The organism is Evansella sp. AB-P1 (genome assembly GCF_029688925.1).
Lineage (GTDB): Bacteria > Bacillota > Bacilli > Bacillales > Salisediminibacteriaceae > Evansella.
Map to the genome: position 1 here is coordinate 80,987 of NZ_JARUKY010000012.1, position 24,046 is coordinate 105,032.

The window sequence follows — 24,046 nt, forward strand, 5'->3', positions numbered from 1 at the left end:
ATAGAATCTCTTTTCTGAACTTTTAATAAAGAAATATTAAAAAGAATATTTCATTCGTAGTGCGAAATATATTACTATTGATATATACATAAAAGGGAGGGATATAGTTTGGGACAGTTGGAGCAAGAAATCGATGCTATTTTTTCCAAATGGCAGCAAGGCCTTTGTCCTGGAGGGCAGGTTGCTGTGAGAAAAAATGGGAAGGTAATTTATAAGGGGAATTTTGGTTATGCAAACATTGAATATCGTATACCAGTAAAGGACGAGACCGTATTTCATGTAGCGTCCGTTTCTAAGCAATTGACGGTTATGTGTGTCCTACTTCTCCAAGAAGACGGAAAACTGAACATTGATGATGATGTAAGGAAGTACGTTTCTGAATACATAAACTTTAAGGAACCTGTCACAATTAGACAGATGATGAACAACGTAAGTGGTATAAGGGATCAATGGGAGTTATTAGGTCTTAGTGGTGTACGAATTGAGGATACAATAACTCAAAAAGATGCACTTTCCATAATTAGTAAACAAAAACGTTTAAACTTTGAACCTCAGTCTCAATTTTTATACAGCAATTCCAATTTTACGCTACTTGCAGAAATCGTAGAAAGGTTAACAGGGAAAACACTGAACGAGTTTGCTTCGGAAAGGATTTTTAAACCACTTAGGATGAATAGGACATTTTTCAAGGATAATTATTGGATGGTGATTCCGGAAAAAGCAAGTTCCTATTATGATGATAGTATGGGTAATATTGTTTATAGTGTTCTTAATTATGGAACATACGGAGCTACGTCCCTAAACACAACAGCAACAGATTTTTTAAAGTGGATGGAAAATTTCAAAAGTCCTAGGATTTGTAGTGAAGAGACTTTGACGATCATGTGTGAGACGCGACTATTAACAGATGGAACAGATAACAACTACGCTGGCGGTCTTTTTGTAGGGGAGTATAAAGGCCGGCGCTATTTAGAACATGGTGGGGCAGATGCTGCATACAGAAGTGCGATGATGCGGTTTCCTGATGATGATGTAGATATTGTTATTTTTTCTAATACGCAAAATATGCTTATGAAGGATGCTGCTTTTGCTGTGGCTAATGTAGTTTTTGGTATTGAAGAATCAGAGGCAGGAACACAGCAGGTTGAAGCCTACAGGAAAGACTGCAATATAGAAGAGGTGGCAGGCTATTACTATCCAGTATCAGAATCTTTGTTCATGACATTTGATATAACTATTAGAGACGGTATTGCTTATTTGAAAAACCCTTACGGAGATGCACCATTGACACATGTTTCTGGTAATCACTTTAAGATCGATCAATTTAATTTTGATTTATATTTAGGTGAAAATAGTGTCCTTCAAACGTCGGATAATAGAATTATTTCTCTAAAAAAAGTAAAGCCATTTAAACCGAAAGAGACGTGTATTTATATAGGCAAATATTATAGTGGTGAGCTAGACACGTTCTATGAAGTAATTGAAAAGGATGGAATGCTCTACATGTCCCATTTCAGGCATGGTGAGGAGCTACTTTATCAAGTTGATGAAAATAAATTCGTTACAAATGTCCCTTTCACATTTACTGTAGATTTCCTTAAGGAAGGTGCTGCTGTGAATGGTTTTGTCTTTAACGGAGGTAGAGTAAAAGGTCTACAATTAACCAAAATAGACGAATAACCAATAACTTGGGTTATGTTCGAAATTTAACAATTGAGTAATGGAAACCAATTTATAAAGAAAGCAAGAAAGGATAAATGAAATGGGAATGTTTAATTCAAACCGTCCTAAAATTCCATTAGAAAAATTGCAGAAATCAACGATGGTACGATTTCTAGATATAACAAGTATCTTGGTTTTCGTTGGGAGTGTTATTTTCGTAGTTATAATGTGGAGCAACGTTCCTGATCAAGTACCTGCTCATTTTGGTTTCTCAGGTGAAGTAACTCGTTTTGGCTCCAAATGGGAGTTGATGATTATACCAGTTGTTGGATTATTTCTATATTTGTTACTACAATTTCTTGAAAGTAAACCCCATTTACATAACTATCCAATTAAGATAACAGAAACAAATGCTGAAGATGCTTATCGGATTTCACGATCGATGGTTGTCGTTATGAAGAACATTATTTTGATAATGTTTACTGTGATGATGATTAACTCCATGATTATAGCTATGGAATGGGGAGAAGGTATCGGATTCGTTCTTTTGCCATTAATTTTACTAGGAACAGGAGTACCAATTGTTATAGCATTAATAAAATTGGCTATGTTGAAATCATAAATTAAAAAAAACGAGCTGTATTCTACACAGCTCGTTTTTTATTGCGACTTTCCATTTATATGATTAGTACGATGTTATCACTAAAATAAATGAAAAAATTGTTGTGATTATGACTGTTGAGGGACAGTATTTTTTACTTGTGAAACGCCTAATGCAAGATTAGTCCAGAGTATATCCTCTACTAATTCACTTTTTGAGTCATCACATTCTATGATTAATACAACTTCTGTAAAAGGATTTGGTGTTTTTATTCGATTTTTTGTCTTTTTCTTTGTATAGAAATAGTCAATAATAAGTCCTAAAATAGCACCAACTGCAAAGCCGATTAACCCCCATATAATAGGTCCCCAAGTTAGAATAAAACCATAGCTAGCTCCCAACACAGAACATGCTGTTCCAAGTGCAGCAGCGAGGTCAAAAAGACTAATACCATCAGAACGATGAATATTATCAAATAATTTTCTTTCTTCCCTTCTTTTTTCAAAAGGAACAGCCATTATTTTATCTTTAGATATTCCGTTTTGTTCTAAATTTGCAATGGCAACTTCTAAAGAATCTGATTGCTCAAAAGATGAAATAACTAACATAAACTTCCACCTTTCAGTTTTTTCCTAACTGAATGTTTAGGTTTTGGTATTCTTTTGTTAAATACTCGGCTTGTTCCGTTTTGTACAATTTATTGTACTCAACAGCTAAAGAATAAGACTCATAAAGGGAAAATCCATAAAGGGAAGGCATAAATAAAGCCCATTGTGCATCAATTGTGGCAGTAGCTTGGGAAAAATCACCTAAAAGAGTTAAATGTAAAGCAGTAAGTATATTGGAAAAATAAGTACATACAGTCCAACACAATAACAGAAAAAATCCTGTTGGTATTCTTTTTAAATATAGATGTCCCATCCCTGGAAGTAACATAGACCAAACTAAGGAAAGCCACGGTTGTCGTCTATCTAAGAAATTTAAACCCATAGCCCCTAACTTAAACGGTACTATCGGTGCTTTTTCTTTCCTAGCTAATACATATAACTTATTGATATCAATCGTTTTTCGATAACTATCCCATATGGAAGCGATGTATACGGGAATATAAAGTAGCACCCATCTTGTATCAATTACTTCTTTTGCCATTTCAAATTGACCAGTAAAGGAATACACCATAGCAAGGTTAATTTTTGAATTTACATTAATAACAAATTCCCAGAAAAAAAGTATAAATCCTTTAATATAGGCACCGTGCATTAAGTGGCCCATTCCTGGAAATGCCGCTGACCACCATACAGGTACCCACGGGTTTTTTAGATGAAGAACATTGGTATTAAAAGAACTAACGTTAGCACGGTAATATCGAGTACGTTCATAATTTGTGTTGTTATCCATAAATATACTCCAATGGTGTTAGTAAATGTTATATAAGCTGCTTAATATTTTTACAACACTTTTATTTTAAAATTATTTTTCCATCTCAATAGGAAAATTATTCTTTATTATATGAAAGTTGCAGTGTATATGTAATGTATCAGTTTAGCTACATGATCGATATAGTTAAGAAAAATCATGAAAGTAACGCATTTCAACAGAAAACGACAAATTTAATGGAAACTAACTTGCAATTTAAAAAAACAAAGGAATATTAAAACATAATCATGGGCTGTCATTAGGCGTAATTGATACGTCTGCAGCGGAAATTGAATTAAATTTAAACTCTTTATATAATGTTCGTGTTTTAGAAAGAATTATCTCATGTCAGATAGAATACTAATGTCGTTGAATATAAACAACAACTATTTTATAATTTAATTAGAGAGAGTCATTCAACCAGTATACATGCACCTTCTGATTATTTGATTAAAGGAGGGATTGTCCATGTATGTAAAAGATGTGATGACAAAAAATGTGATTACAGTAAATGAAGAAACAGCTGTGGAAGATTGTGCGAAGCTTCTTATTGAAAATAAAATTAGTAGTTTACCTGTAACAACCATCAGAAATGAAATAGTTGGTATTGTTACCGAAAAAGATTTAATAAAACGAGCTTCACATGTTCAAGTACCAGCAGCAATTGAATTATTAGGAGGCTTTATTTATCTCGATAGTCCAAAAAAGTTTATGGAAGAACTAAAACAGGCTATGAGTCAAAAAGCCGGTGGATTGATGAGTCGAGAGGTAGTAGCAGTAAATCTGGATGATACTATTGAACATGCGGCAACAATTATGGTTAATAAGAATTTCAAAAGATTACCCGTCGTTGATCATAATGATCATTTAGTGGGCATTATTTCTCGACGAGATATTATGAGTCATCTTTATTTAGAAGATTGAGATGTTTAGAGAAACTATTGAACATACAATTTTCTTTGAAAATAGGAAAGAAGCCGCATTTTAGTCATGTGGCTTCCTATTTTTTTAAGTTGTAAGTGTAGATTAAACGTTAAAAGTCGATTACTCATCTCGTAAATCCACCCAATGCACATCATCACTTTCAATTAATGATCTAATTGTGTTTAAGTGATCCGTATCGTTGATAATTTCATAATGATCTAAATAATCTTCATCTACATAAAAGGAGAAATAATTTCTAGATGTAATTTGAATTCGGTATTTTCTATCGTAATATCGGACGTCAGCATCTCGCTTTAGTTCCACATTTGAAAAATCATCTAACACTTGTCTAATTACTTCCTCATTATGTATATTCGCTAATGCTATAGATTCTGAATAATCACTTGATACATCATTAATAATTATTTGCATTCTATGGAGATCGTCCATTTGAATGCCATTAGAAGCATACTCTTCAAACGTAGTGAATTGCCCCCTGTATCCTAAGAAAAGGAGTATTACAGTTAATAATAATACTGTGGCCATTGATAATCTGATTGCTATTTGCTTTTTGAAAAAATACATAAATATAGGAATTAATAATAAAATCAACATGATACTTAAAGTCCAATGAATCCCATCAATAGTTATGTTCATATATTCACCTCTTTACTACATTAGTTAGTCAAATCAATAGTAAATTACATGGTGTGATATTTTACATTTCTTTATTTATTCATTTACGTTTTAAGTAATAAAAAGGTTTCAAGGGATCGGTTCTTTTGAGTCTTTTTATGATGTATAAAGCTTTTCCACTTTAAAAGTACTGTTGCTAATTGATAATAAATCCTTTAGATTGTACCATTTATCTTGTTAATTATTGTTGGTATTTCTATTAAATCATCGATGATGTATTGCGTATTCATATTGTTCCATTGATCATTTTTCTTCCAAATACCAATCATTCCAGCTTTCTCAGAAGCTTCAACGTCGTTAACGAAATGATCTCCTATAAATACACTTTCCTTAGGTGATATATTAATTTTCTTTAAAGCATGAAGAAATATTTGTGATTGAGGTTTTTTCATTCCTTCAAATTCAGAGACTACTATAACTTGAAAATATTGAAAAATGCGTAGTGCATGGATATTATCCAGTTGAAAATTGCCTTTCCCATTCGTAATTATCCCTAATAGAAGATTTTTCTTTTTCAATTCTTCTAACATATCATAAAGATGGTGGAAGGGTACAACGTGGTTTTTAAAAAAAGTTATATAATCATGAAGGAGTTCTTCCCACGATATATGATTTATCTGCATTTCTCTCACTAATTGTTGATATACTTTATCTTTCCAAACGTAGCCATTGTTATCTAGCTCTATAAATCTATTTACATACTCTTTTTTTTGAATGGATAAACTAGAAAGGTCTAATCGTTCATATTGAGAATCAATGAATCGTCTTAAAGAGGTATCTCTATCTAATAATGTACCGTCTAAATCAAACAATACTGCTTTAATCATATTATTTATTCCCTTCACAAATTATTTCAGCCGAATTTTATATGGATATATAAATAAAGCGTGAATTTTCCAAGCCTTATTCACGCATACGAAAACCATATACTTCATAAGTGAATTTCATTTTGAAGTTTAGTTTATTAGCTATGGCAACGGATGGATAATTTGTCTCAGTACAATCCCAATATGGTTTTAGACCTTTTTGAAAGCATTCCTTTACAAAACAATGGGCTATCTTTTGAGCTAAACTCTTTCCTTCCTGTTCTTTTACAGTTTCTATATGAATAGAATGGATGTTATCTGCAACAAAACCAGATAAACAGACACTGACAATTTTATTTTTGTAAGTGATCATATAACCAATTCCTTTGTCAAAGAAATGTTCTAAAGAAGACCATGATTCTAGTATATTAGATTTTAATAAGGAAAGGTTTATACATGTGTTCTTACAGTTATAGTAATTTTCTTTGTTTATTTTTAGAATAGTATACTCTCTGTTAAGTATTGGTTCAGAATCCATTGTATAGTTTGATTCTTCAAGCATATAAACCCGTTGTTTCCAGCTTTCTAATTTTTGTTGCTGGAACAGTTGTTTTATCGTGTCGTCCCAAAGTTGGTGATACCCTATTCCTTCGAACCAGTTTAATCCAAACCTTTTTGCATCTGGTAAGATTTTAGTATTAATTAAGTTATTTATTTTATCGTTGAATGCTTTATTTTTTTCGTCCCCAACAAAAAAGAAGCCATCATTATTCCCTAACCATATTAAGCCAGAGGTGGGGAATTCCGTATTATCCACAAAAATACGACCGGGATTGGTTCCTTCAATAATTGCTTTTACTTCCATGTGACTCTCTGGAAGGATTAAATGATTACACATATAAAACTCTTCTTGGTTTAACTCTGAAATCATAGGTTGTCTCCTCTAAATGATTTTAAGATATAAATGAACAGTTGCTTATTGCCAATCACTTTTATAATAGTAACAATTTAACATAATTTTCAAAAAAATAAAATGATGAGTATATAATGAAAAGATCTTAGGGTGGTAGAAGAAAAGATTAAGATTAAATATGGGAATAAAGCTTTTTCAATCTCTGAATGTCCATTTATATATATTTATTAAGTAAAATGTGAGTACGTAATAAGAAGAAACATTTTCCTGTATAATGAATAATAAGGTAATGATAAGCGATAGAATTGAGATGTAGCATATTTTTCTGCGAGGTGGTCGAATAATGGCAAATATTATGGATTATATAGACTGGCGAGGGGATTTAAGTATGCTGCAGTCTCCTTTTAATGAAGTAGACAATTTAATATTATCTCATTTATCATATGTAAATTTTCATGACATTGTTCCTCCATTAGATAGTAAGGATAGTATAACAATTAAAGATGCAGCTCAATTGTTTTATTCAAAATATGATGAAGAAGAAATAATGGCACAGTTGTCGTTAACAAAAATGTCCGCCATGTTGTTAAAACGGGTAGGGGAATGTGAACGCTTTGCACACTTACGATTATCAAAGTATGTGAACATTATTGATAATGTACAACAAAAGCAATTTTCTGCTATAACGATATTGTTAGATGATGATACGGTGTACGTGGCATTTCGTGGGACAGATAATACGATAGTTGGATGGAAGGAAAATTTCAATATGACATTTATGTCTCCTGTACCTGCTCAATTAGAGGCAGTAGCATACTTAGAAGCTGCATTCGAAGGTACAGAAAATCGCATTAGGGTAGGAGGCCATTCTAAAGGTGGGAATCTAGCTGTTTATGCTGCAATTAAATGTAATTCATCCATAAAAAATAGAATCATAGAGGTTTTTAATAATGATGGTCCTGGTTTTCACCACGATATCATAGACAGTATAGATTATAAGAAAATGCTTGATCGTATTAAAACAATTGTACCTCAGTCATCTATCGTTGGAATGATGCTAGAGCATGAAGAGGAATATATCATCGTGAAAAGTTCGGAAAAAACGTTGCTTCAGCATGATCCGTTAGCTTGGGAAGTGTTAGGGAATGAATTTGTCTGTGTAACGCATATAACAAAGGAGAGTCGACTCCTTGATGCCACATTAAAAGACTGGTTAGACAAGATGACTGAAGCGGAGAGAAGTCAATTTGTAGACGCATTGTTTCTCATATTTGAAACAATGAATGTAGAAAAGCTTGAAGATCTGACACAAGAAAAATGGAAGCGAATGATTGAGATTATAAAAGCGGTGAATAACATGGAGCCAGAAAATAAAAAGGTTTTAACAAAAACAATTAAATTATTGTTTAATGAGGGTATTCGGGTGTATAAAGAAGCAAAAACAGAGGTCACAAAAATTCCAACATAAAAGTTTGACCATCCATATCCCCGTACGTAAATAATACTACGCTAGTCAATGTTCGTTCATGTACTTTAAAATTGGAAGACCACCATCTTTAAAATAAGAAGGTGGTCTTTATGATTTTTACATTCTTATATCATTTGTTCCTGATAGCGTAATTTTTTAGCACTGGCAACCATGTGTTTTAAGGATGCTATCGTTTCCTTTTCACCACGTGTTTTTAAACCACAATCTGGATTAACCCAAAACTGCTTTCTTGAAATAACTTCGGAACTATCTTTTAAAATAGTGTCTATTTCTTCAATACTTGGAACACGTGGACTATGGATATCATAGACTCCTAAACCAATGCCAAGGTCATACGGGTTCTTTTTAAGTGAACGTATAAGCTCTCCGTGACTACGGGATGTTTCAATAGATATAACATCTGCATCAAGGGAACGGATTGGACCAATAAAGTCATTGAATTCACAGTAGCACATATGGGTATGGATTTGTGTTTCGTTTTTCACACTAGAAGTGGTAAGTTTAAAGGCATTGATGGACCATTCTAAGTAACTATTCCGTTTTTCTTGTCTTAATGGAAGACCTTCCCGAAGTGCAGGTTCATCCACTTGTATAATAGATATTCCAGCGTCTTCTAATGCTTTTATTTCTTCTCTCAATGCTAAGGCTATTTGGTTTGCTACTTGTTCATCTGAAATATCGTCCCTTACAAATGACCAATTTAATATCGTAACAGGACCTGTCAACATTCCTTTAACCGGCTTGCTTGTTAAACGTTGGGCTTCTTTTACTTCTTTCAGTGTCATTGGTGATGACCACTCTACATCACCATAAATAATGGGAGGTTTAACACAACGAGAACCGTACGATACGACCCAAGCATTTTCTGTAAAAGCAAAACCACTTAGTTTTTCTCCAAAATATTCGACCATATCAGTACGTTCAAACTCACCATGTACCAATACATCTAGTCCAATCTCTTCTTGTATTGTAATCCATCGTTCCGTTTCCTTTTTTACAAAAGCTTCATATTCCGCATCTGAAATCTCTTCATTACGCCATTGCTTCCTTTTCTGTTTTACCTCATCTGATTGTGGAAAACTTCCAATTGTGGTAGTTGGAAAATCTGGTAGTTGTAATGTACTTTGCTGTATTGCTTGACGTTTTTTGTAAGGCATAGGGCGCGTGAAATTTTCAGGCTTCAATTGTGCAACGAGTTTCTTTACCTGTAAATTTTTTCTTCCAGGATGATCAGCTAATGCATTTGTAGCTAACATACTTTCAGAGACACTTTTTTTCCCTTCCCACACATCATCAAGGACATAGGCTGCCAAATTTGTAATTTCAACAATTTTCTCATTTGCAAAAGAAAGTGCGTTTTTTAATGTTGGTTCTAGCTTCGATTCTGATTGAGTAGTAACAGGCACATGCTGTAAATTACATGAGGACTGAATCCACGCTTTATTAGCCTTTATTAAGGATAAAATAGCTTCGATGTCAGTGGCTTTTTCTGCTAAATTTGCTCTCCAAATATCTCTACCGTTGACGATACCAATTCCAATAACTTTTTCTTCTGGGAAACCAAATTTACGAAGGGAATCCATGTTTTCGTTTTTTCCATGAGAGAAATCAAGTCCAATCCCTGCAACAGGTAGCTTCGTTATTTCTTCATAAGCGGATAGACCTTCGAAATAGGTTTGTAACATAATTTTAGCAGAAGGTACTTCTTCTGAAAGTTGTTTGTATATTTGTTGTACTAGTTTTATATCCTCTTCAGACAGGGAAAGAACTAATGCTGGTTCTTCCATTTGAATCCATTCAGCTCCAGCGTTTACTAACTCCTTTAATATTTCAACATAAAGAGGTAAGAGCTTTAGATAAAAGGATGCTTTTGACTTCAAATCGTACCCTTTTGCTAATTGAACAAACGTGTATGGTCCAATGATTGTAGGCTTAGTGATTAATCCTAGATCCTCTTTTGCTTCATTAAAATAATCTAGGATATAGTTTGTTGTTAGTCTAAGTGGTTGATCATTTTCATATTCAGGGACAATATAGTGGTAATTGGTATTAAACCACTTTGTCATTTCACATGCTACCACGTCTTTAGCACCACGACTCATGGCGTAATAAGTAGGGAGAGTTACTTTTTTCTCTAACCAATTATATCGTGATGGGACCATTCCAAACATGGCTGCATGGTCAAGCATACGATCATAAAAGGTAAAATCTCCAACGGTTAATAATTCAAGTCCTAATGCTTGCTGGTCCTTTAAATGTTTCATGCGAAGGCTTTTCATTGTATTTAAGAATTGTTCCTCAGAAATATTATCCTTCCAGAATGCTTCTACAGTTCGCTTCCATTCCCGGTTTTCACCAATGTATGGATAGCCAATTACGGTACTAACTAAATTCATCTCATTTCCTCCTTACGAGTTTTTCATTACATATTTTCCAAATACAAAAAAGCCATCTCCACGATAGGGAAATGACTATAACATGCGACTGAACGGAATGCTAAAAAATACACGAAAAGCAATACTGCTCGATTGTCGTCTGTCGTACAATTAATGTCACCACCTATTTCCTCGTAGGTATTTGGTGTGTACTAGAAATTGGCAGGTCTCCTGGCTTATCATCATCGATCCTCACACCTTCCCGTCTCATGACAGTGGATAAAGTGATTCACTCCGATTTACAGTTGCGGGACAGCGACGGATTTTCACCGTTCTTCCCTTTTAATCCAAACCTCAGTTTGGCACCAACTCTTACACGATATGTAATTTGTTAAAACTATATCATATTAGAAAAATCAAGTACATATTTTTTTAGAATAGTAAAATACAAGAGTGGGTTTCCATACTAATATAATACTAATAAAATAATCAGGTAGATCTTTATTTTATATGTATATCTATTTGCATCATCAAGTTACTGTCTACACTAGCGCAAAATATTCCACCTTTTTTCCTAACTATATATCCTATTACTTAACTTACTTCCAGTTTTGAAACAAGTAGTATTTACTAAATGAAAAATCAATTACTCTACTAGATAATTATTTTGGTATTTAATGGAGGATTTTACTAATTCTATCATCATATCAACCCAATACGTATGTTTAATTATATCCGTGGTAACATGGTACTCGTTAGTTACTACATTCCAGGAATAGATCGTTTCATATATTGGTTCTAAAAGTCCATAGGGTTCTGATGAAAAACTTATCCTGTCTAATCTATATAGATCTGATTCCAAAAAGTTATCTTCTATATATTTCAATTGATTTAATATTAAATGAGCTGTTACTTTTGTGGCGTTTTGCAGTTCTTTTGCACGATAAGGATAAAAAGCTCTTGCCATTTTTTCCATTTCATAGATGTTGTCTTCAATCATTTCAACACCATTTTTTAATTGAATCCATTGGGCATACGGTATTTCATTTTCTGTTATTACAGTATTTAATATACTGGAGGTTGTGTGGACTTCATTTCGAATAGTATGCATCTTTTCCATTAATAATGGGTTTAAGTATTCTCGCTGGCTATTACTTTCAAGATGTTTAATATATCCGAATACTATTGCAACAAATAAACAGAGAAGTAGAATATAGTATTGCTTTTTTGATAGCTGTATCATGGGGAATCTCCTATATCTGAATGAATTTTTTTTGATGAAAATATGATGATGACACTTACTTTTAATGACGGCAGCAGTTACTGAATTTAATTATGCTTTTTTAAACATCACTATTTGGTAGAATAAATGTCGTTAACTTTTTTCCTAAAACTAGTGTTAAGGGAATAATAAATAGTACGAATATGGCAATGGATACAACTGTCGTAAAACTGTTCCACGGAATATATAAATCTACAATGAAAAAGTATATTTGAAAAAATATAATAAACAAAATTATTGTTAAAACCCAAAATAAAATGCTGTTTTTTTCCATCGTCCTCCTCCTTAAAGAAATTATTTAAAAGATAGAATGTAAATCTCTTTATACGATTAAGAACGTTAAAATGATCCGCTTAGCAGCTTTCCGAAGAAAATGATATAAGATAACACGCCACTTAAACTTAAAGTTAATACGATGCTTAAGGTTGTTCGTAAAATGCTTTGCCAACTGTTTGCACCCATTGAACCAAAAACGGCTAATATAAATGTTAGTACAGTTAAAGTAAGGATGATATACAGTGGATGTACTCCTAATAGATTTGTTCCTAATAGATCTATAGAAAGATATAGGATAAATAGCATGATACATAGTATCGTCAATATAAAGGAAATGACATTTAATTTTATCTTCATATTTATAATTCCACCTCATACTAATTTTTGGTGTTACGTGTCAGTTTTTTTGTTGTAATCAGTTTAACATTATATTCCTTTTTGAAGGAGGGAAATGGAGGATTACTGTTAACAATTCTAAGGATACATTTTGATTTGCCTCTAGTAATGTAAAAAATATATATCCATAATATCGTATTTTAAAAAGGAATGGATAAATATATATAGAAATAAATTAAAAAGAAAAATCTTAACTTTAAAAGGAAGGTTAGATGAAAAAAGTACTCAATAAATTATAAACGCTAATTATGAGATTGGACACATTTCGTTCACGGTCCCCTCATTTTATTAATGTTTAACGAGGTGAAACTAAAATGTTGGAGGGATGTATAATGAGGAACGATCGTGAAATGATGGAGATTATTTTAAAGACTGCAAAAGAAGACGAACGTATTCGAGCAGCATATATGAATGGATCAAGAACAAATCCAAATGCTCCAAAAGACATATTTCAGGATTATGATATTGTTTTTGTAGTGTCAGAAACGGCTTCATTTTTAAAAGTTAGGACATGGTTACGTGTTTTTGGAAATCTAATAATGATGCAAGAACCAGACAAAAATGATTTTGATAGGGGTATTGATATTAATTTTAACAAGTCATACGGATTTTTAATGTTATTCACTGACGGTAATCGTATAGATCTTCGAATTCAAGTGAAAGAAGAAATGCTTAAGCTTTATGGGAATGATAAACTCACTGTTCCTTTATTGGATAAAGATCAAATTTTACCACCAATTTCTCCTCCATCAGATATTGATTATCGTGTTCAAGAACCTACGGAAGGAGAATTCAATAGTTACACCAATGACTTTTTGTGGTGCTTGCAAAATGTTGCAAAAGGAATTTGGCGAAAAGAATTGCCTTATGCAAAAGGAATGTTCGAATATGCAACTAGAGACTCATTAGTTAAAATGGTAAATTGGTGGATTGGGATAGACCATGACTTTCAAGTTTCCACAGGAAAGCTCGGTAAATATTTCCAAGATTTTCTTCCAGAACCATATTGGAAGTTGTACATAAAGACATATTGCAATGGAGATTATTCTAACATGTGGGATTCACTATTTATTTCTTGTGAATTGTTTCGAATTTTAGGGGAAGAGGTGGCTAGACGATTTAATTTCACCTATCCAATAGACGACCATAGGAATATGATACGTTACCTTGAACATATTAGAAATTTACCGTCTGACGCTAATGAAATATATTAAATAAGTGGATAATCCTAGTCCAAGGTGAAGAATTGGAGTTATCCATTGAGATACGTGACAATTTCTTAGATGGTAGTCTAGAAAAGGTTCTTGAAATGAAGTTGCCAAGTGGATGCAGTATCTTTGTTAATAAACTGATGAAGAGCTAAAAAGAATTGGCACAATTCATCCCCATCAATGAATGAAGGGGCTTTCTTGTGCCATAGTTGTAATAATTTTCTTTTTTATTCCTCATAATAAATTAGAAGGGGTGATAGGTATGGCTAAAAGAAGTGGCAAAACAGATCCTGAGCAAAAGAATAAGCAAGGGTTTGATTCTAGTAAAAGGGATTCTGAGTTTGCAAAAGAGCCAGGTAGCGCTGCTGCTAATCGAAAGCACAAAGAACAAGCGAAAAAAGCGAAATCCTCAAAAAATCAAGGGGAATGGAAAGGGATGCATTAATAACCCATTTGAATTTGATCATGTATGGTTTATGTCCTCCTACTCTGATAAACAGTAGGAGGATTTTTGGTGGCTTGGTGGGGCGTGGGGACGGTTCTAGTGAGTTTTCGACTCACTAGAACCGTCCCCAAGAGTCTAAAAATTAAGGGGTTTTTATATGTCAATCGTTGATAAATTAAAACTTGATAAATACAATCATTTAGCAGTTATTAATGAACCAGCTGATTATGATATTATTTCGGATAAGCAAACTTCTTTAACTGGTGATCATGATGCTATATTTATTTTTATTACTAGGATAGACGAAATGATTAAATATACGCAACTGGTAATAAAGGATAAACTTCTAGTTGAAAAGGGCTATTTATTTTTTGCTTATCCAAAAAAAGGGAATAAGAAATACGATTCCTTCGTACATAGAGATGAAATATTTCCGGCTATGAAAATCGACGATGATGGCTATGTTCCAAATAGTGATATAAAATTCTCCAGAATGGTAAGTATGGATGATGTTTTTACAGTTGTTGGTTTAAAGCGGGAAAAAAAGAAGGAAAAGAAATCTATACCCGCTAGTCAATGTGTTGCCGACTACGAGAACAATATAGAAGACATTGAAAAACTGTTATCCGAACATCCAAATGAGCTATCTTTTTATAAAAGCTTAACACCTGGCTATCAAAAGGATTGGGCACGGTATGTTTTTTCCGCCAAGCAACAGAAAACTCGGGACAAACGTACCGAACAAATGGTGGATATATTGTCACAAGGATATAAATCCATGGATCTATACAGACAGGAAAAGAAATAAGCGTAGCATATCAATGGGACAGGGTTTCGTAACCTTGTCCTTTTTATTATGGGTAAAATTCATAAATTTGACAATTTTAACCTGCTAACGCTTTCGAAATTGTTATACATTTAACTTAGCATAGATAGGGACTTGAGGTTTTTTAAATAGAAAAGATAACTATAAAATTATTTTTACTTTTGGAAGTCTAGGAGATAGAACGTCGATGATTTAACCTTTACCCACAGGACGTGGGCGTCCTTAGGTTAAATTGAGGCGCCAAGAGCTTTTCTAATTAGGAGGGGATTTGAAATGAATGAACCAGGAGACTTAACGCCTACGTTACAGAATGAACGGATTGTGAAGCTCGATATTATTCGGGCGATTGCTTTGTTTGGGATATTGATGGTAAATATGAAGTTCTTTTCAACACCAATTATACAACTAGAGTCCACCAATGAGTCCTTATTCACATCTACAATTGATCAAATTAGTACATGGTTTATTTTTATTTTTGCTGAGGTTAAGTTTATTTCCATGTTTTCTATGCTATTTGGAATTGGTTTTCTACTGTTCATGGAACGAGGAGAAAAGAAGGGGATTGAAGTAAAATCAATATTTAGAAGAAGGTTAGTTGTACTTTTATTTATTGGACTAATTCATCTACTCTTTTTATGGCATGGAGATATTTTAGTTATCTATGCAATTGTTGGTTTTGCCCTACTTTCAAAAAGAATGAAGGAACCACAGACACATTTAAAATCTGCATTCATCTGGATTGGTGTACCAACAGTACTAATGTTTTTACTAGCAGGATTAATGTTTTTGGCTAATCAAGCTATGACGGAAGAAGTACAAACAATGCCCCCTAATATTAGTGTAGAAGAAATTATTATCACTTATAGTGAAGGGACAATTGGAGAAATATTTATCCAACGCTTAGAAGACATAAGTTTAGTTTATGTTGGTAATATCTTTTTAGCAGCAGTTGTTTTTGGTTTATTTTCCTTTGGGATGTACTTATGGAAGACCGGAATATTTACAAAAACAGAGGAACAGCTTCCACGAATTCGCAAGATTGCTAAGGTTTCTTTTATTATTGGTCTTCTTAGTTTAATTGTGGCAAGCTTAGGTAAAACATTTGTTGATGGTGGTGATTCTCCCTGGTATTTCCTACAATACGGATCATTGTTTATCCAAGGGCCTGCATGGAGTATTTTTTATGTAATGAGCATATTATTGTTACTTCAGAAGAAAGGTCGTTTCTTTAAATACAGTAAATATTTGCAGCCAGTAGGACAAATGGCACTAACTAACTATTTGATGCAGACAATCATTTGTACCTTTATTTTTTACAGCTATGGGTTAGGGTTGTTTGGAAGAGTCGGTCCTTTTTATGGCATTCTGTTAACTTTAGGAATTTATTGTCTACAAATTGTATGGAGTAATCTCTGGATGAAGCATTTTAAGTTTGGACCTATGGAATGGTTATGGAGAAGATTAACTTATGGAAAACACGCTATTGTACAGATGAAAGAAAAGCCACTAAAGGAAGCTAACTAATAAGGAAATTGAATAAGGTTAGATTACTTATAACCCCTGTTCACACCTATTGACGATGTTAGCAGGGGTAATATTGGCAATGATATGAAGAGTCCGATACAATATTGGCATGGTGAAGATAAAGGAGAGTAGTTAACATGCCGAAAATACATATTGGAATTATTGGACTAGGAGCTATTGGGGAACGGCTAATCTCATCTTTTCAGCAACGAGATGATGTTATCATATCAGCTATTTGTGATATTTCTGAAGCTCGACTTGAAGAAATTGCAGCAATGTACAATGTAAATCAATCATATGTAGATTACACAGAACTCCTCAATAACGAGGATATTGATGCTGTTTACGTGGCAGTTCCACCAAAATTTCATGAAAAAGTTGTGTTAGAAGCTGTCAAAGCAAACAAGCATATACTTTGTGAAAAACCTTTAGCTAACTCTGTAGCAGAAGCGAAAAATATGGTCGATGTCGTAAAAAATTCTCCTCATATTGTACATGGCATGCATTTTCCATTAAATTATCAAGAAAGTATCGTTCACTTTGAGAAATTGATTCAAGACGGCTTTATCGGAGATTTACGAAGAATCAATTTAAGGATGCACTTTCCACATTGGCCAAGACTTTGGCAGCAAACAGATTGGGTAGCAAGCAGAGAACAAGGTGGGTTTATATTAGAAGTTGGTGTTCACTGGATTCAACTTATTCAAAGAGTTTTTGGTAAAATAAAGTCAGTGAAGTCGAAGCTTCAGTTTCCAAATGACCCAAAGGCATGTGAAAATAGCATTGTTGCAGAAATGATGTTAGAGAATGGAACGATAATTCTAATAGATGGAATAAGTGACATTGCTGGAGAAGAGGAACTTATTTTTGCAACATATGGTACGAAAGGAACTTTACAGGTGAAAAATTGGCGTGATCTCCTTGGAGGGGAAAAAGGAGATCCGTTAATGAAAATTAAACCAAATACCTTAGAACGATCTTCTATGATTGATGAATTTGTTCGGGCCGTTCAGGGGCATGATGCTGAATTATATGATTTTTCTGTAGGATATGAGGCCCAAGTGGTGTTAGAAGCATTAAGACATCCAATGCATGATGATTGGCTAGAGCTAAAATACTAATAGAGTTGGAAGGTCAAGGTTTGTGAACCTTGTCCTTTAGTATTGTCACTAGTCAATCCGTCGTTTTGATATGGGTAAGACTCCCTTTGTTTTGGATTTTTAATCGTTTAATTTATATTTTTTTTATTTTAAAAATAGGAAAATAATGTTAAAGTGAAACTAGATCTAATGTTGATTGAAATAAGTACAAATTATTCATTACAAAATATAGGAGGTAGAAAAAGTGGTGCAATTTTCCAAACCGGACGTGGAACAATTTTTTAGAACTTATGGTATTCAAGATTTTGCAGTAAGCCCTGACGAAACGAAATCGTTTTTAGTACAAATTTAAGTGGAAAGTATAATTTATGGGCAATGGATTTACCACATCAATTTCCTTACCCTCTAACATTTGTTGATCAAAGCTTTCAGACCATAAGCTACGATAAAACAGGTCAATTTCTTGTAGTTGGTCATGATACAGATGGTGATGAGAATACCCAATTGTATGCAATTCAATCTCAAGGGGGAGAATTAAAGCCCCTTCGTGTTACTGATGGAGAAAAACACTTTTTCACTTCATTATCTAAGGACGGTGAACGATTGTATTATAGCTCGTCTAAAGGGAATGAAACATTTTTAAATTCGTATTGTTACAATATAGATAGTGATCAAGAGGATCTTATTATTGAAGGAAGCGAAGCTGGAACTTTTTTATTCGAGGTAAGTCCAGAAGAGAAGAGTTATTTATATGTGAAGCATTTTGCCAATACGCGTGTGTTAGCATACATAAGTAATAATGGAAGAGATCTTTTATTAAATCCAGAAGGACATACGGTTACAGGTGGATTATTTGCTTCTGAAGATGAAGTTTACTTTAGCACGGATGAAGGGGATGATTCCTTCCTTTTTCGTTATAATTTAAACAATAGGGAAAAGACTGAAATCTTGTCTTTTCATAAAGAGTCTATAAACACAATCAAGATTGACAAAGATAGAAACCTCTTATATTTTGTTGCTAGTAAAGGGGTTGAAGATGTTTTATATGAATATGATGTAGCCGCTAGAACAGTAACAACATTGGATTTACCAGTAAGTGTAGTAGAAAAATTAGTAGTTTCGGAAAAAGGTAGTATTTACGTTCTTGGTAAAAGTGCCATTCGTCCACATAATATATACGAAAAAAAGGTTGGAGGAGATTGGTCTGAGCTTACAAAATTAAGAGTACCTAGTGTCTCAGAAGATGATCTTGTAGAACCAGAAGTATTGAAGTATCCATCTTTTGACAATTTAGAGATTGAGGCATTATTTTTTAAAGCAAAAGAAGAAGTTAGTAATGGTCATGTTATCTTATGGCCTCATGGTGGTCCACAAGCATCTGAGAGAAAGAGCTTTCGTGCCCTTTTTCAATTTTTAGTAAACCGTGGGTATAGTATCTTTGCTCCAAACTTTAGAGGGTCAACAGGCTATGGATTGAACTTTATGAAGATGGTGGAGGGTGACTGGGGTCATGGTCCACGATTAGATAATATTGAAGGATTAGAATGGTTAATTAAAAATGGGTATGCAGATCGCAATAAAATCTTATTAATGGGCGGCAGTTACGGAGGATACATGGCTTTACTTTTACACGGTAGACACGCAAATTATTTTAAAGCTGTGGTAGATATCTTTGGTCCTTGCAATCTTTTCTCTTTTATTGATTCTGTTCCTGAGCATTGGAAGCCGGTAATGAAGCAGTGGGTAGGGGATCCGGTTGAAGACAAAGAACGATTGACGGAGGATTCTCCAATTACTCATCTGGACGGAATGGCAAAGTCAATGCTAGTTATTCAAGGGGCTAATGATCCAAGAGTTGTGAAGGATGAATCTGACCAGATTGTTAAGGCACTACAAGATAAAGGTGTAGATGTGGAGTACTTAGTTTTAGAAGACGAGGGACATGGCTTCTCTAAAAAAGAAAATGAAATGAAGGTGTACCGCACTGTATTGGAGTTTTTTGATCGGTTTATTTAACATAAGGAAACGATAGGTGAAAAAAAAGTAAGTGTTTCCTCAATCTATCATTATCATAATTGGTTTTAGTGGCTAGTTTTGTGGTCTTTGCTTATGCAAAGACCATTTTATCTTTCCGAAAGAAACATTAAAATTTATGTAAATAAATAACACCATCTCGTCTCGTTACTTGAAAATCTAAGGAATTGTTTACTTGAAGTGTTGATCCGACATAGGAAATACCGTATCCATTATTTGAAGGATATCCGTACACATAAGCAACTACCTTCTCGTCTTGTAAAAATACGATTTGATTCATCCCTTCACTAACCGTTTCCTTAATTTTATCCCACTTATAGCCAACTGTTTCATAAATTTGGTCCTTTGGTGTGTACGGATCGAAGAAATACACCACATCCCACTCAAAAGGAGTGACCTCATTTAAATTTATCGTTTTAATTGTATCATCTAGGGATACTATTTCTTTTTTTAATAATCTAACATTTTTGTCCCATTGATCCTCGTTTAAAAAAACAATTAAGAGAAAGGTACAAGTAATAACAATGGTAAATATGAACAATGTCCTTATCTTTTTCATGTGAAGACTCCTTTCAGATGAGATTGAATATGCTAGCTCTACTATTTAATACGGATGCAATGAGAAAAAAGTTTTACATATCAGTAAAATAATTTATTCAGTCCAATTTAGAAGGAGATAGTTCTCTGCGATAGCACAAGAAGTTTAAGTGGTTCTGTACAACAAACGGGGATAAATTAGCTAGCTCAGGGGGTACTTGAATGAAAAAGTGGATTATCATACTAGGATCTCTACTAATATTATTCTCTATTTTATTTAACTATGTTTTTTCAAAAGGAGAATTTGTTATAGGGTCAACCTCTTATATCACTAAAGATGCCCAAATGGTGGAAGAAGGGCTTCCATTTTATATGGGCTACGGTCTCCATTGGGAGGGTTTTGGAAACCCAACTTTAACTAACGTAACAATAATAAAACACGATGGAACGGAGCTAAATAAAGACGATTTACAATTATCGGTCACATCGATGATTGATGAAATGGGTGTAACGGGAGTGATAGACGAAGAATACGCAATGGAAGAAGGGTATGTCAACGAATACTTACCAGTAGAAAACTATAAAGTAGAAGACAATTTCATACTCGTTTTCCGGGTGGAACTACACGATTCAAACTATGAAAATAACATAAGTCAGCTCATTATCGAATACAATAACTTTGGTTTTCAACAAAAACAAACACTGGAATTCGAAGGTTTTTTCAGGGATTAGAATGAAAAACTCAGTATAATTCTAAAAAAACTCCTTCTACATTTGAATAAATGTACTTACGTTATTTATTACTAGAAAGGAATCAAAAGGAAGATTTAAAGTTTCTTGGGATTTGAAAGTGAAGATATAGAAGTTTTAATGAGAGGATAAGAGGAAGATATCGAACCTTATCTTCTCTTTTTATTTGTAAAAGACTCAAAAGAACCGTCCCCACACATAAATATTTTTGGATTGAAATATATTTATCTTGAAGGGAGGGGCTTTTTTTGAAATTTGAGGCGAAACATGAAGAATTATTAAAGGACGATGATAAGTATGTTTGGCATTCTATGAAGCCGTATAACCCTGATAATACGATTATTGTAAAAAAGGGCGATGGGGCCTGGATCACGGATAGTGAAGGAAAGAGATATTTAGATGGGATGTCAGGCTTATGGTGTGTAAATGTTGGATACGGTAGAACAGAATTGGCAAAAGTAGCCTATGAGCAATTAAACGACTTTGCATATTACCCGTTAACACAAAGTCATGAGCCGGCTATAAAGCTTTCAAAAAAGCTGAATGGGATACTTGGTGATGAATATGTCATTTTCTTCTCTAATAGTGGTACGGAAGCAAATGAAGTAGCATTTAAAATTGCAAGACAATACCATGAACAAAATGGAAACTACCACCGCTATAAAATTATTTCACGATATCGTTCCTATCATGGAAATTCGATAGGTACTTTATCTGCCACAGGTCAAGCGCAGCGAAAATATAAGTATGAACCGTTAGCATCAGGGTTTTTACACGTTCCCCCACCTGATACTTATCGAAAACCAGAAGATCATGATTGTAATCCTAGAGAGCTTGAATCTGTTCAAGTAATTGACCAAATGATGACTTGGGAATTAAAGGATACAATCGCTGCTGTCATTATGGAACCAATCATTACTGGTGGAGGTGTTATCATGCCTCCTAATAACTATATGAAAGGGGTAAAAGCGGTTTGTGAGGAACATGGAGCCTTACTTATCGTGGATGAAGTGATTTGTGGTTTTGGGCGGACAGGTGAAGCTTTTGGATTTATGAATTATGGTGTTGAGCCAGATATTATAACGATGGCAAAGGGATTAACAAGTGCCTATTTGCCATTATCAGCTACAGCTGTAAAAAGAGAAATATATGATGCTTTTAAAGGATCAGAGGATTATGATTTTTTCCGTCATATTAATACCTTTGGAGGTAGCCCCACTTCATGTGCATTGGCATTGAAAAATTTAGAAATTTTAGAGACTGAAAAATTGTACGAAAGATCAAAGAGCATAGGAAAAAAAATAATAGGCAAGTTTAGGGATCAGCTTAAAAATCACTCATATGTTGGTGATATTAGAGGAAAGGGCCTTTTAATAGGTATAGAACTTGTAGAAAATAAGGAGACAAAAGCGCCATTAGATGTCAAATTAGTGAATAAAGTAATTGTTACCTGTAAAGAAAAAGGGTTAATTATTGGGAAGAACGGTGTTACAGTGGCAGGTTATAATAATGTTATTACATTGGCACCACCGTTAATCATTACAAAGGATGATATGAGTTTTATTATTAAAACGATTGTAGAGGCATTAAATAAACTAAATTAAATGGCTTTTATATAAGTTTCCTCATCTTTTGATGGGGTTTTTTTCTTTAAATAATGATAGTTGTTATACGAGATAGACGATTGCACCAAAGTAATGAAATGATGATGAAAAAGAATAATTCTTTTGAAAGTAAAGGTAGTATTTCATGTATTTTTCAAATATGTCTCCACTTTTATCAAAGGAGAAAAACATCATATATACCTTTAGAATCAAATTATTCAATGCAATCACACCCTTTTATAGGGTAGTTTGTACATAATAAATGGAAAATATGTACTCTTATGGATCTTTTTATTAATATTGTTTTTTTAATCATGTTTTGGAATGCTTAAACGCTGTTTGCTAGGTACAGAGGAAGGAGCCAGCGTTCCTGCAAAGAGTAAAAAAGAGATTTGCAGGCACGGAGGAAGGAGCACCGTTGCTGCAAAGAGTGAAAAGAGGTTTGCAGGCACAGAGGAAGTGGCCACCGTTCCTGCAAAGAGTAAAAAAGAGGTTTGCAGGCACGGAGGAGTCAGCCAATGAGCTTGCAGGGAGTAAAGGATTAGCGGAAAGCATCTTAGTTATAGCTATGTGCGGCTCTTGAACTCATCATGCCCTTTTCCTTTCATGACTTTTTATGTTTCCGTTGGACTATATCATTATTAATTATCATGTATAGCATAAATAATAGAAAATTCCGAATATTCCTTATTAAATTGCTTTGTTTATAGTAAAATAAAAATATTACTATATTTAGTAGAGGTGTTACGAGATGGAATGGTTACTGAATAATATAGACATTTTGGCATTAATTTTTAGCTTATTCGGTTTAGGTATGTCATTTTATGCATTATTTTTACACAAAAAGCGAACGAAGATAATGGAGAAACAATATCAAGATAAAATAGATGAATCTAAGAAAGGAAAAATTACCTTATTTTTTCAAGAGGAAGTAGGTAGAAATAATTTATTAATTTTAAAAAATGAAGGAGAAGGGAACGTAACAAACATACGTCTTAAATTCAAAAAAAATAATAAGATTAGTGAACCAAATTATACACCAATTCCTCAGAAATTGGCTGCTGGAAATAAAGTCAATATTAAGTTGAAGAAATTTAATCCACCTCCTTGGGACATTACTCTCAAGTGGGACGATGATTATAAGAAAGATAGGACCTTAGAAACAACTCTCTCATAATG

General features: G+C 33.6%; 24 protein-coding genes and 1 riboswitch. Of the genes, 14 read left to right on the plus strand and 10 right to left on the minus strand.

The features are described 5' to 3' along the window. Window positions 1–108: 108 nt before the first annotated feature. Together QA612_RS13885 and QA612_RS13890 are read left to right on the plus strand one after the other, a co-directional pair. Complete coding sequence (locus QA612_RS13885) at window positions 109–1,680, plus strand: serine hydrolase domain-containing protein (RefSeq protein ID WP_278284420.1); 1,572 nt, start codon at window positions 109–111, stop codon at window positions 1,678–1,680. Between the two features lie 82 nt (window positions 1,681–1,762). Then, window positions 1,763–2,284 (plus strand): DUF1648 domain-containing protein, encoded by a 522-nt coding sequence (locus QA612_RS13890; protein WP_278284421.1) that lies wholly within the window; start codon window positions 1,763–1,765, stop codon window positions 2,282–2,284. Between the two features lie 107 nt (window positions 2,285–2,391). Here QA612_RS13890 and QA612_RS13895 read toward each other — a convergent pair whose 3' ends face one another. Together QA612_RS13895 and QA612_RS13900 are read right to left on the minus strand one after the other, a co-directional pair. Continuing rightward, window positions 2,392–2,871, minus strand: coding sequence for a hypothetical protein (locus tag QA612_RS13895; protein ID WP_278284422.1), 480 nt, complete (start codon window positions 2,869–2,871; stop codon window positions 2,392–2,394). A gap of 13 nt (window positions 2,872–2,884) precedes the next feature. Next, window positions 2,885–3,661, minus strand: a complete 777-nt coding sequence (locus QA612_RS13900; RefSeq protein WP_278284423.1) for a hypothetical protein — start codon at window positions 3,659–3,661, stop codon at window positions 2,885–2,887. Window positions 3,662–4,147: 486 nt separating this feature from the next. Here QA612_RS13900 and QA612_RS13905 point away from each other — a divergent pair, with 486 nt between their 5' ends. Then, a complete protein-coding gene (locus tag QA612_RS13905) occupies window positions 4,148–4,603 on the plus strand; it encodes a CBS domain-containing protein (protein ID WP_278284424.1) in 456 nt (151 codons plus the stop codon). 120 nt (window positions 4,604–4,723) lie between these two features. Here the strand turns inward: QA612_RS13905 and QA612_RS13910 are convergent, their stop codons facing one another. The 3 genes from QA612_RS13910 to QA612_RS13920 form a co-directional block, all read right to left on the minus strand. Then, window positions 4,724–5,260, minus strand: a complete 537-nt coding sequence (locus QA612_RS13910) for a hypothetical protein (RefSeq protein WP_278284425.1) — start codon at window positions 5,258–5,260, stop codon at window positions 4,724–4,726. 194 nt (window positions 5,261–5,454) lie between these two features. Continuing rightward, window positions 5,455–6,126 (minus strand): HAD family hydrolase, encoded by a 672-nt coding sequence (locus QA612_RS13915; protein ID WP_278284426.1) that lies wholly within the window; start codon window positions 6,124–6,126, stop codon window positions 5,455–5,457. A 76-nt stretch (window positions 6,127–6,202) separates the two neighbouring features. Continuing rightward, the gene (locus QA612_RS13920; RefSeq protein WP_278284427.1) at window positions 6,203–7,036 is read right to left on the minus strand and encodes a GNAT family N-acetyltransferase; all 834 of its coding nucleotides are present in this window, start codon (window positions 7,034–7,036) and stop codon (window positions 6,203–6,205) included. 325 nt (window positions 7,037–7,361) lie between these two features. Here QA612_RS13920 and QA612_RS13925 point away from each other — a divergent pair, with 325 nt between their 5' ends. Further along, entirely contained in the window at window positions 7,362–8,486 is a 1,125-nt protein-coding gene (locus tag QA612_RS13925) for a DUF2974 domain-containing protein (RefSeq protein ID WP_278284428.1), read from the plus strand. A 125-nt stretch (window positions 8,487–8,611) separates the two neighbouring features. Here the strand turns inward: QA612_RS13925 and metE are convergent, their stop codons facing one another. From metE to QA612_RS13945, 4 genes are all read right to left on the minus strand, one after another. Then, the gene (metE, locus tag QA612_RS13930; RefSeq protein WP_278284429.1) at window positions 8,612–10,903 is read right to left on the minus strand and encodes a 5-methyltetrahydropteroyltriglutamate--homocysteine S-methyltransferase; all 2,292 of its coding nucleotides are present in this window, start codon (window positions 10,901–10,903) and stop codon (window positions 8,612–8,614) included. 183 nt (window positions 10,904–11,086) lie between these two features. Continuing rightward, a riboswitch (cobalamin riboswitch) is annotated at window positions 11,087–11,267 on the minus strand. Window positions 11,268–11,528: 261 nt separating this feature from the next. Continuing rightward, window positions 11,529–12,125: a hypothetical protein gene (locus QA612_RS13935; protein WP_278284430.1), complete on the minus strand. Its 597-nt coding sequence runs from the start codon at window positions 12,123–12,125 to the stop codon at window positions 11,529–11,531. 100 nt (window positions 12,126–12,225) lie between these two features. Continuing rightward, window positions 12,226–12,438, minus strand: a complete 213-nt coding sequence (locus QA612_RS13940; protein ID WP_278284431.1) for a hypothetical protein — start codon at window positions 12,436–12,438, stop codon at window positions 12,226–12,228. 65 nt (window positions 12,439–12,503) lie between these two features. Continuing rightward, window positions 12,504–12,797: a hypothetical protein gene (locus QA612_RS13945; RefSeq protein ID WP_278284432.1), complete on the minus strand. Its 294-nt coding sequence runs from the start codon at window positions 12,795–12,797 to the stop codon at window positions 12,504–12,506. A 371-nt stretch (window positions 12,798–13,168) separates the two neighbouring features. Between QA612_RS13945 and QA612_RS13950 the strand changes: the two genes are divergently transcribed. The 6 genes from QA612_RS13950 to QA612_RS13975 all read left to right on the plus strand — a co-directional run bounded on the left by QA612_RS13950 (window position 13,169) and on the right by QA612_RS13975 (window position 19,958). Then, a complete protein-coding gene (locus tag QA612_RS13950; protein ID WP_278284433.1) occupies window positions 13,169–14,050 on the plus strand; it encodes an aminoglycoside 6-adenylyltransferase in 882 nt (293 codons plus the stop codon). A 259-nt stretch (window positions 14,051–14,309) separates the two neighbouring features. Continuing rightward, entirely contained in the window at window positions 14,310–14,492 is a 183-nt protein-coding gene (locus QA612_RS13955; protein ID WP_278284434.1) for a hypothetical protein, read from the plus strand. A gap of 157 nt (window positions 14,493–14,649) precedes the next feature. Beyond that, window positions 14,650–15,300 carry a YdeI/OmpD-associated family protein gene (locus QA612_RS13960; protein WP_278284435.1) on the plus strand — a complete coding sequence of 217 codons (651 nt, stop codon included), beginning with the start codon at window positions 14,650–14,652 and terminating at the stop codon, window positions 15,298–15,300. Window positions 15,301–15,591: 291 nt separating this feature from the next. Continuing rightward, window positions 15,592–16,842, plus strand: a complete 1,251-nt coding sequence (locus tag QA612_RS13965; RefSeq protein WP_278284436.1) for a DUF418 domain-containing protein — start codon at window positions 15,592–15,594, stop codon at window positions 16,840–16,842. A gap of 137 nt (window positions 16,843–16,979) precedes the next feature. Continuing rightward, window positions 16,980–17,963 carry a Gfo/Idh/MocA family protein gene (locus QA612_RS13970; protein ID WP_278284437.1) on the plus strand — a complete coding sequence of 328 codons (984 nt, stop codon included), beginning with the start codon at window positions 16,980–16,982 and terminating at the stop codon, window positions 17,961–17,963. 354 nt (window positions 17,964–18,317) lie between these two features. Next, window positions 18,318–19,958, plus strand: coding sequence for a S9 family peptidase (locus tag QA612_RS13975; RefSeq protein ID WP_481804443.1), 1,641 nt, complete (start codon window positions 18,318–18,320; stop codon window positions 19,956–19,958). A 127-nt stretch (window positions 19,959–20,085) separates the two neighbouring features. Here QA612_RS13975 and QA612_RS13980 read toward each other — a convergent pair whose 3' ends face one another. After that, on the minus strand, window positions 20,086–20,535 hold the full coding sequence (locus QA612_RS13980) for a hypothetical protein (RefSeq protein WP_278284438.1): 450 nt from the start codon (window positions 20,533–20,535) through the stop codon (window positions 20,086–20,088). 200 nt (window positions 20,536–20,735) lie between these two features. Between QA612_RS13980 and QA612_RS13985 the strand changes: the two genes are divergently transcribed. From QA612_RS13985 to QA612_RS14000, 4 genes are all read left to right on the plus strand, one after another. Next, window positions 20,736–21,245 (plus strand): hypothetical protein, encoded by a 510-nt coding sequence (locus tag QA612_RS13985; protein ID WP_278284439.1) that lies wholly within the window; start codon window positions 20,736–20,738, stop codon window positions 21,243–21,245. Between the two features lie 266 nt (window positions 21,246–21,511). Then, window positions 21,512–22,867 carry an aspartate aminotransferase family protein gene (locus QA612_RS13990; RefSeq protein WP_278284440.1) on the plus strand — a complete coding sequence of 452 codons (1,356 nt, stop codon included), beginning with the start codon at window positions 21,512–21,514 and terminating at the stop codon, window positions 22,865–22,867. A gap of 324 nt (window positions 22,868–23,191) precedes the next feature. Further along, on the plus strand, window positions 23,192–23,389 hold the full coding sequence (locus tag QA612_RS13995) for a hypothetical protein (protein ID WP_278284441.1): 198 nt from the start codon (window positions 23,192–23,194) through the stop codon (window positions 23,387–23,389). 229 nt (window positions 23,390–23,618) lie between these two features. Continuing rightward, on the plus strand, window positions 23,619–24,044 hold the full coding sequence (locus tag QA612_RS14000) for a hypothetical protein (RefSeq protein ID WP_278284442.1): 426 nt from the start codon (window positions 23,619–23,621) through the stop codon (window positions 24,042–24,044). Window positions 24,045–24,046: the final 2 nt, after the last annotated feature.

Bases quoted from the DNA above. Each gene is read 5' to 3' on its own strand.
- QA612_RS13985 (WP_278284439.1), top strand. From the start codon at position 20,736: ATGAAAAAGTGGATTATCATACTAGGATCTCTACTAATATTATTCTCT.
- QA612_RS13910 (WP_278284425.1), bottom strand. From the start codon at position 5,260: ATGAACATAACTATTGATGGGATTCATTGGACTTTAAGTATCATGTTG.
- QA612_RS13905 (WP_278284424.1), top strand. From the start codon at position 4,148: ATGTATGTAAAAGATGTGATGACAAAAAATGTGATTACAGTAAATGAA.
- QA612_RS13920 (WP_278284427.1), bottom strand. From the start codon at position 7,036: ATGATTTCAGAGTTAAACCAAGAAGAGTTTTATATGTGTAATCATTTA.
- QA612_RS13975 (WP_481804443.1), top strand. From the start codon at position 18,318: ATGGATTTACCACATCAATTTCCTTACCCTCTAACATTTGTTGATCAA.
- QA612_RS13960 (WP_278284435.1), top strand. From the start codon at position 14,650: ATGTCAATCGTTGATAAATTAAAACTTGATAAATACAATCATTTAGCA.
- QA612_RS13945 (WP_278284432.1), bottom strand. From the start codon at position 12,797: ATGAAGATAAAATTAAATGTCATTTCCTTTATATTGACGATACTATGT.
- QA612_RS13935 (WP_278284430.1), bottom strand. From the start codon at position 12,125: ATGATACAGCTATCAAAAAAGCAATACTATATTCTACTTCTCTGTTTA.
- QA612_RS13925 (WP_278284428.1), top strand. From the start codon at position 7,362: ATGGCAAATATTATGGATTATATAGACTGGCGAGGGGATTTAAGTATG.
- QA612_RS13890 (WP_278284421.1), top strand. From the start codon at position 1,763: ATGGGAATGTTTAATTCAAACCGTCCTAAAATTCCATTAGAAAAATTG.
- QA612_RS13995 (WP_278284441.1), top strand. From the start codon at position 23,192: ATGCTTAAACGCTGTTTGCTAGGTACAGAGGAAGGAGCCAGCGTTCCT.
- QA612_RS14000 (WP_278284442.1), top strand. From the start codon at position 23,619: ATGGAATGGTTACTGAATAATATAGACATTTTGGCATTAATTTTTAGC.
- QA612_RS13980 (WP_278284438.1), bottom strand. From the start codon at position 20,535: ATGAAAAAGATAAGGACATTGTTCATATTTACCATTGTTATTACTTGT.
- QA612_RS13900 (WP_278284423.1), bottom strand. From the start codon at position 3,661: ATGGATAACAACACAAATTATGAACGTACTCGATATTACCGTGCTAAC.
- QA612_RS13955 (WP_278284434.1), top strand. From the start codon at position 14,310: ATGGCTAAAAGAAGTGGCAAAACAGATCCTGAGCAAAAGAATAAGCAA.
- QA612_RS13940 (WP_278284431.1), bottom strand. From the start codon at position 12,438: ATGGAAAAAAACAGCATTTTATTTTGGGTTTTAACAATAATTTTGTTT.
- QA612_RS13895 (WP_278284422.1), bottom strand. From the start codon at position 2,871: ATGTTAGTTATTTCATCTTTTGAGCAATCAGATTCTTTAGAAGTTGCC.
- QA612_RS13915 (WP_278284426.1), bottom strand. From the start codon at position 6,126: ATGATTAAAGCAGTATTGTTTGATTTAGACGGTACATTATTAGATAGA.
- metE (WP_278284429.1), bottom strand. From the start codon at position 10,903: ATGAATTTAGTTAGTACCGTAATTGGCTATCCATACATTGGTGAAAAC.
- QA612_RS13965 (WP_278284436.1), top strand. From the start codon at position 15,592: ATGAATGAACCAGGAGACTTAACGCCTACGTTACAGAATGAACGGATT.
- QA612_RS13950 (WP_278284433.1), top strand. From the start codon at position 13,169: ATGAGGAACGATCGTGAAATGATGGAGATTATTTTAAAGACTGCAAAA.
- QA612_RS13970 (WP_278284437.1), top strand. From the start codon at position 16,980: ATGCCGAAAATACATATTGGAATTATTGGACTAGGAGCTATTGGGGAA.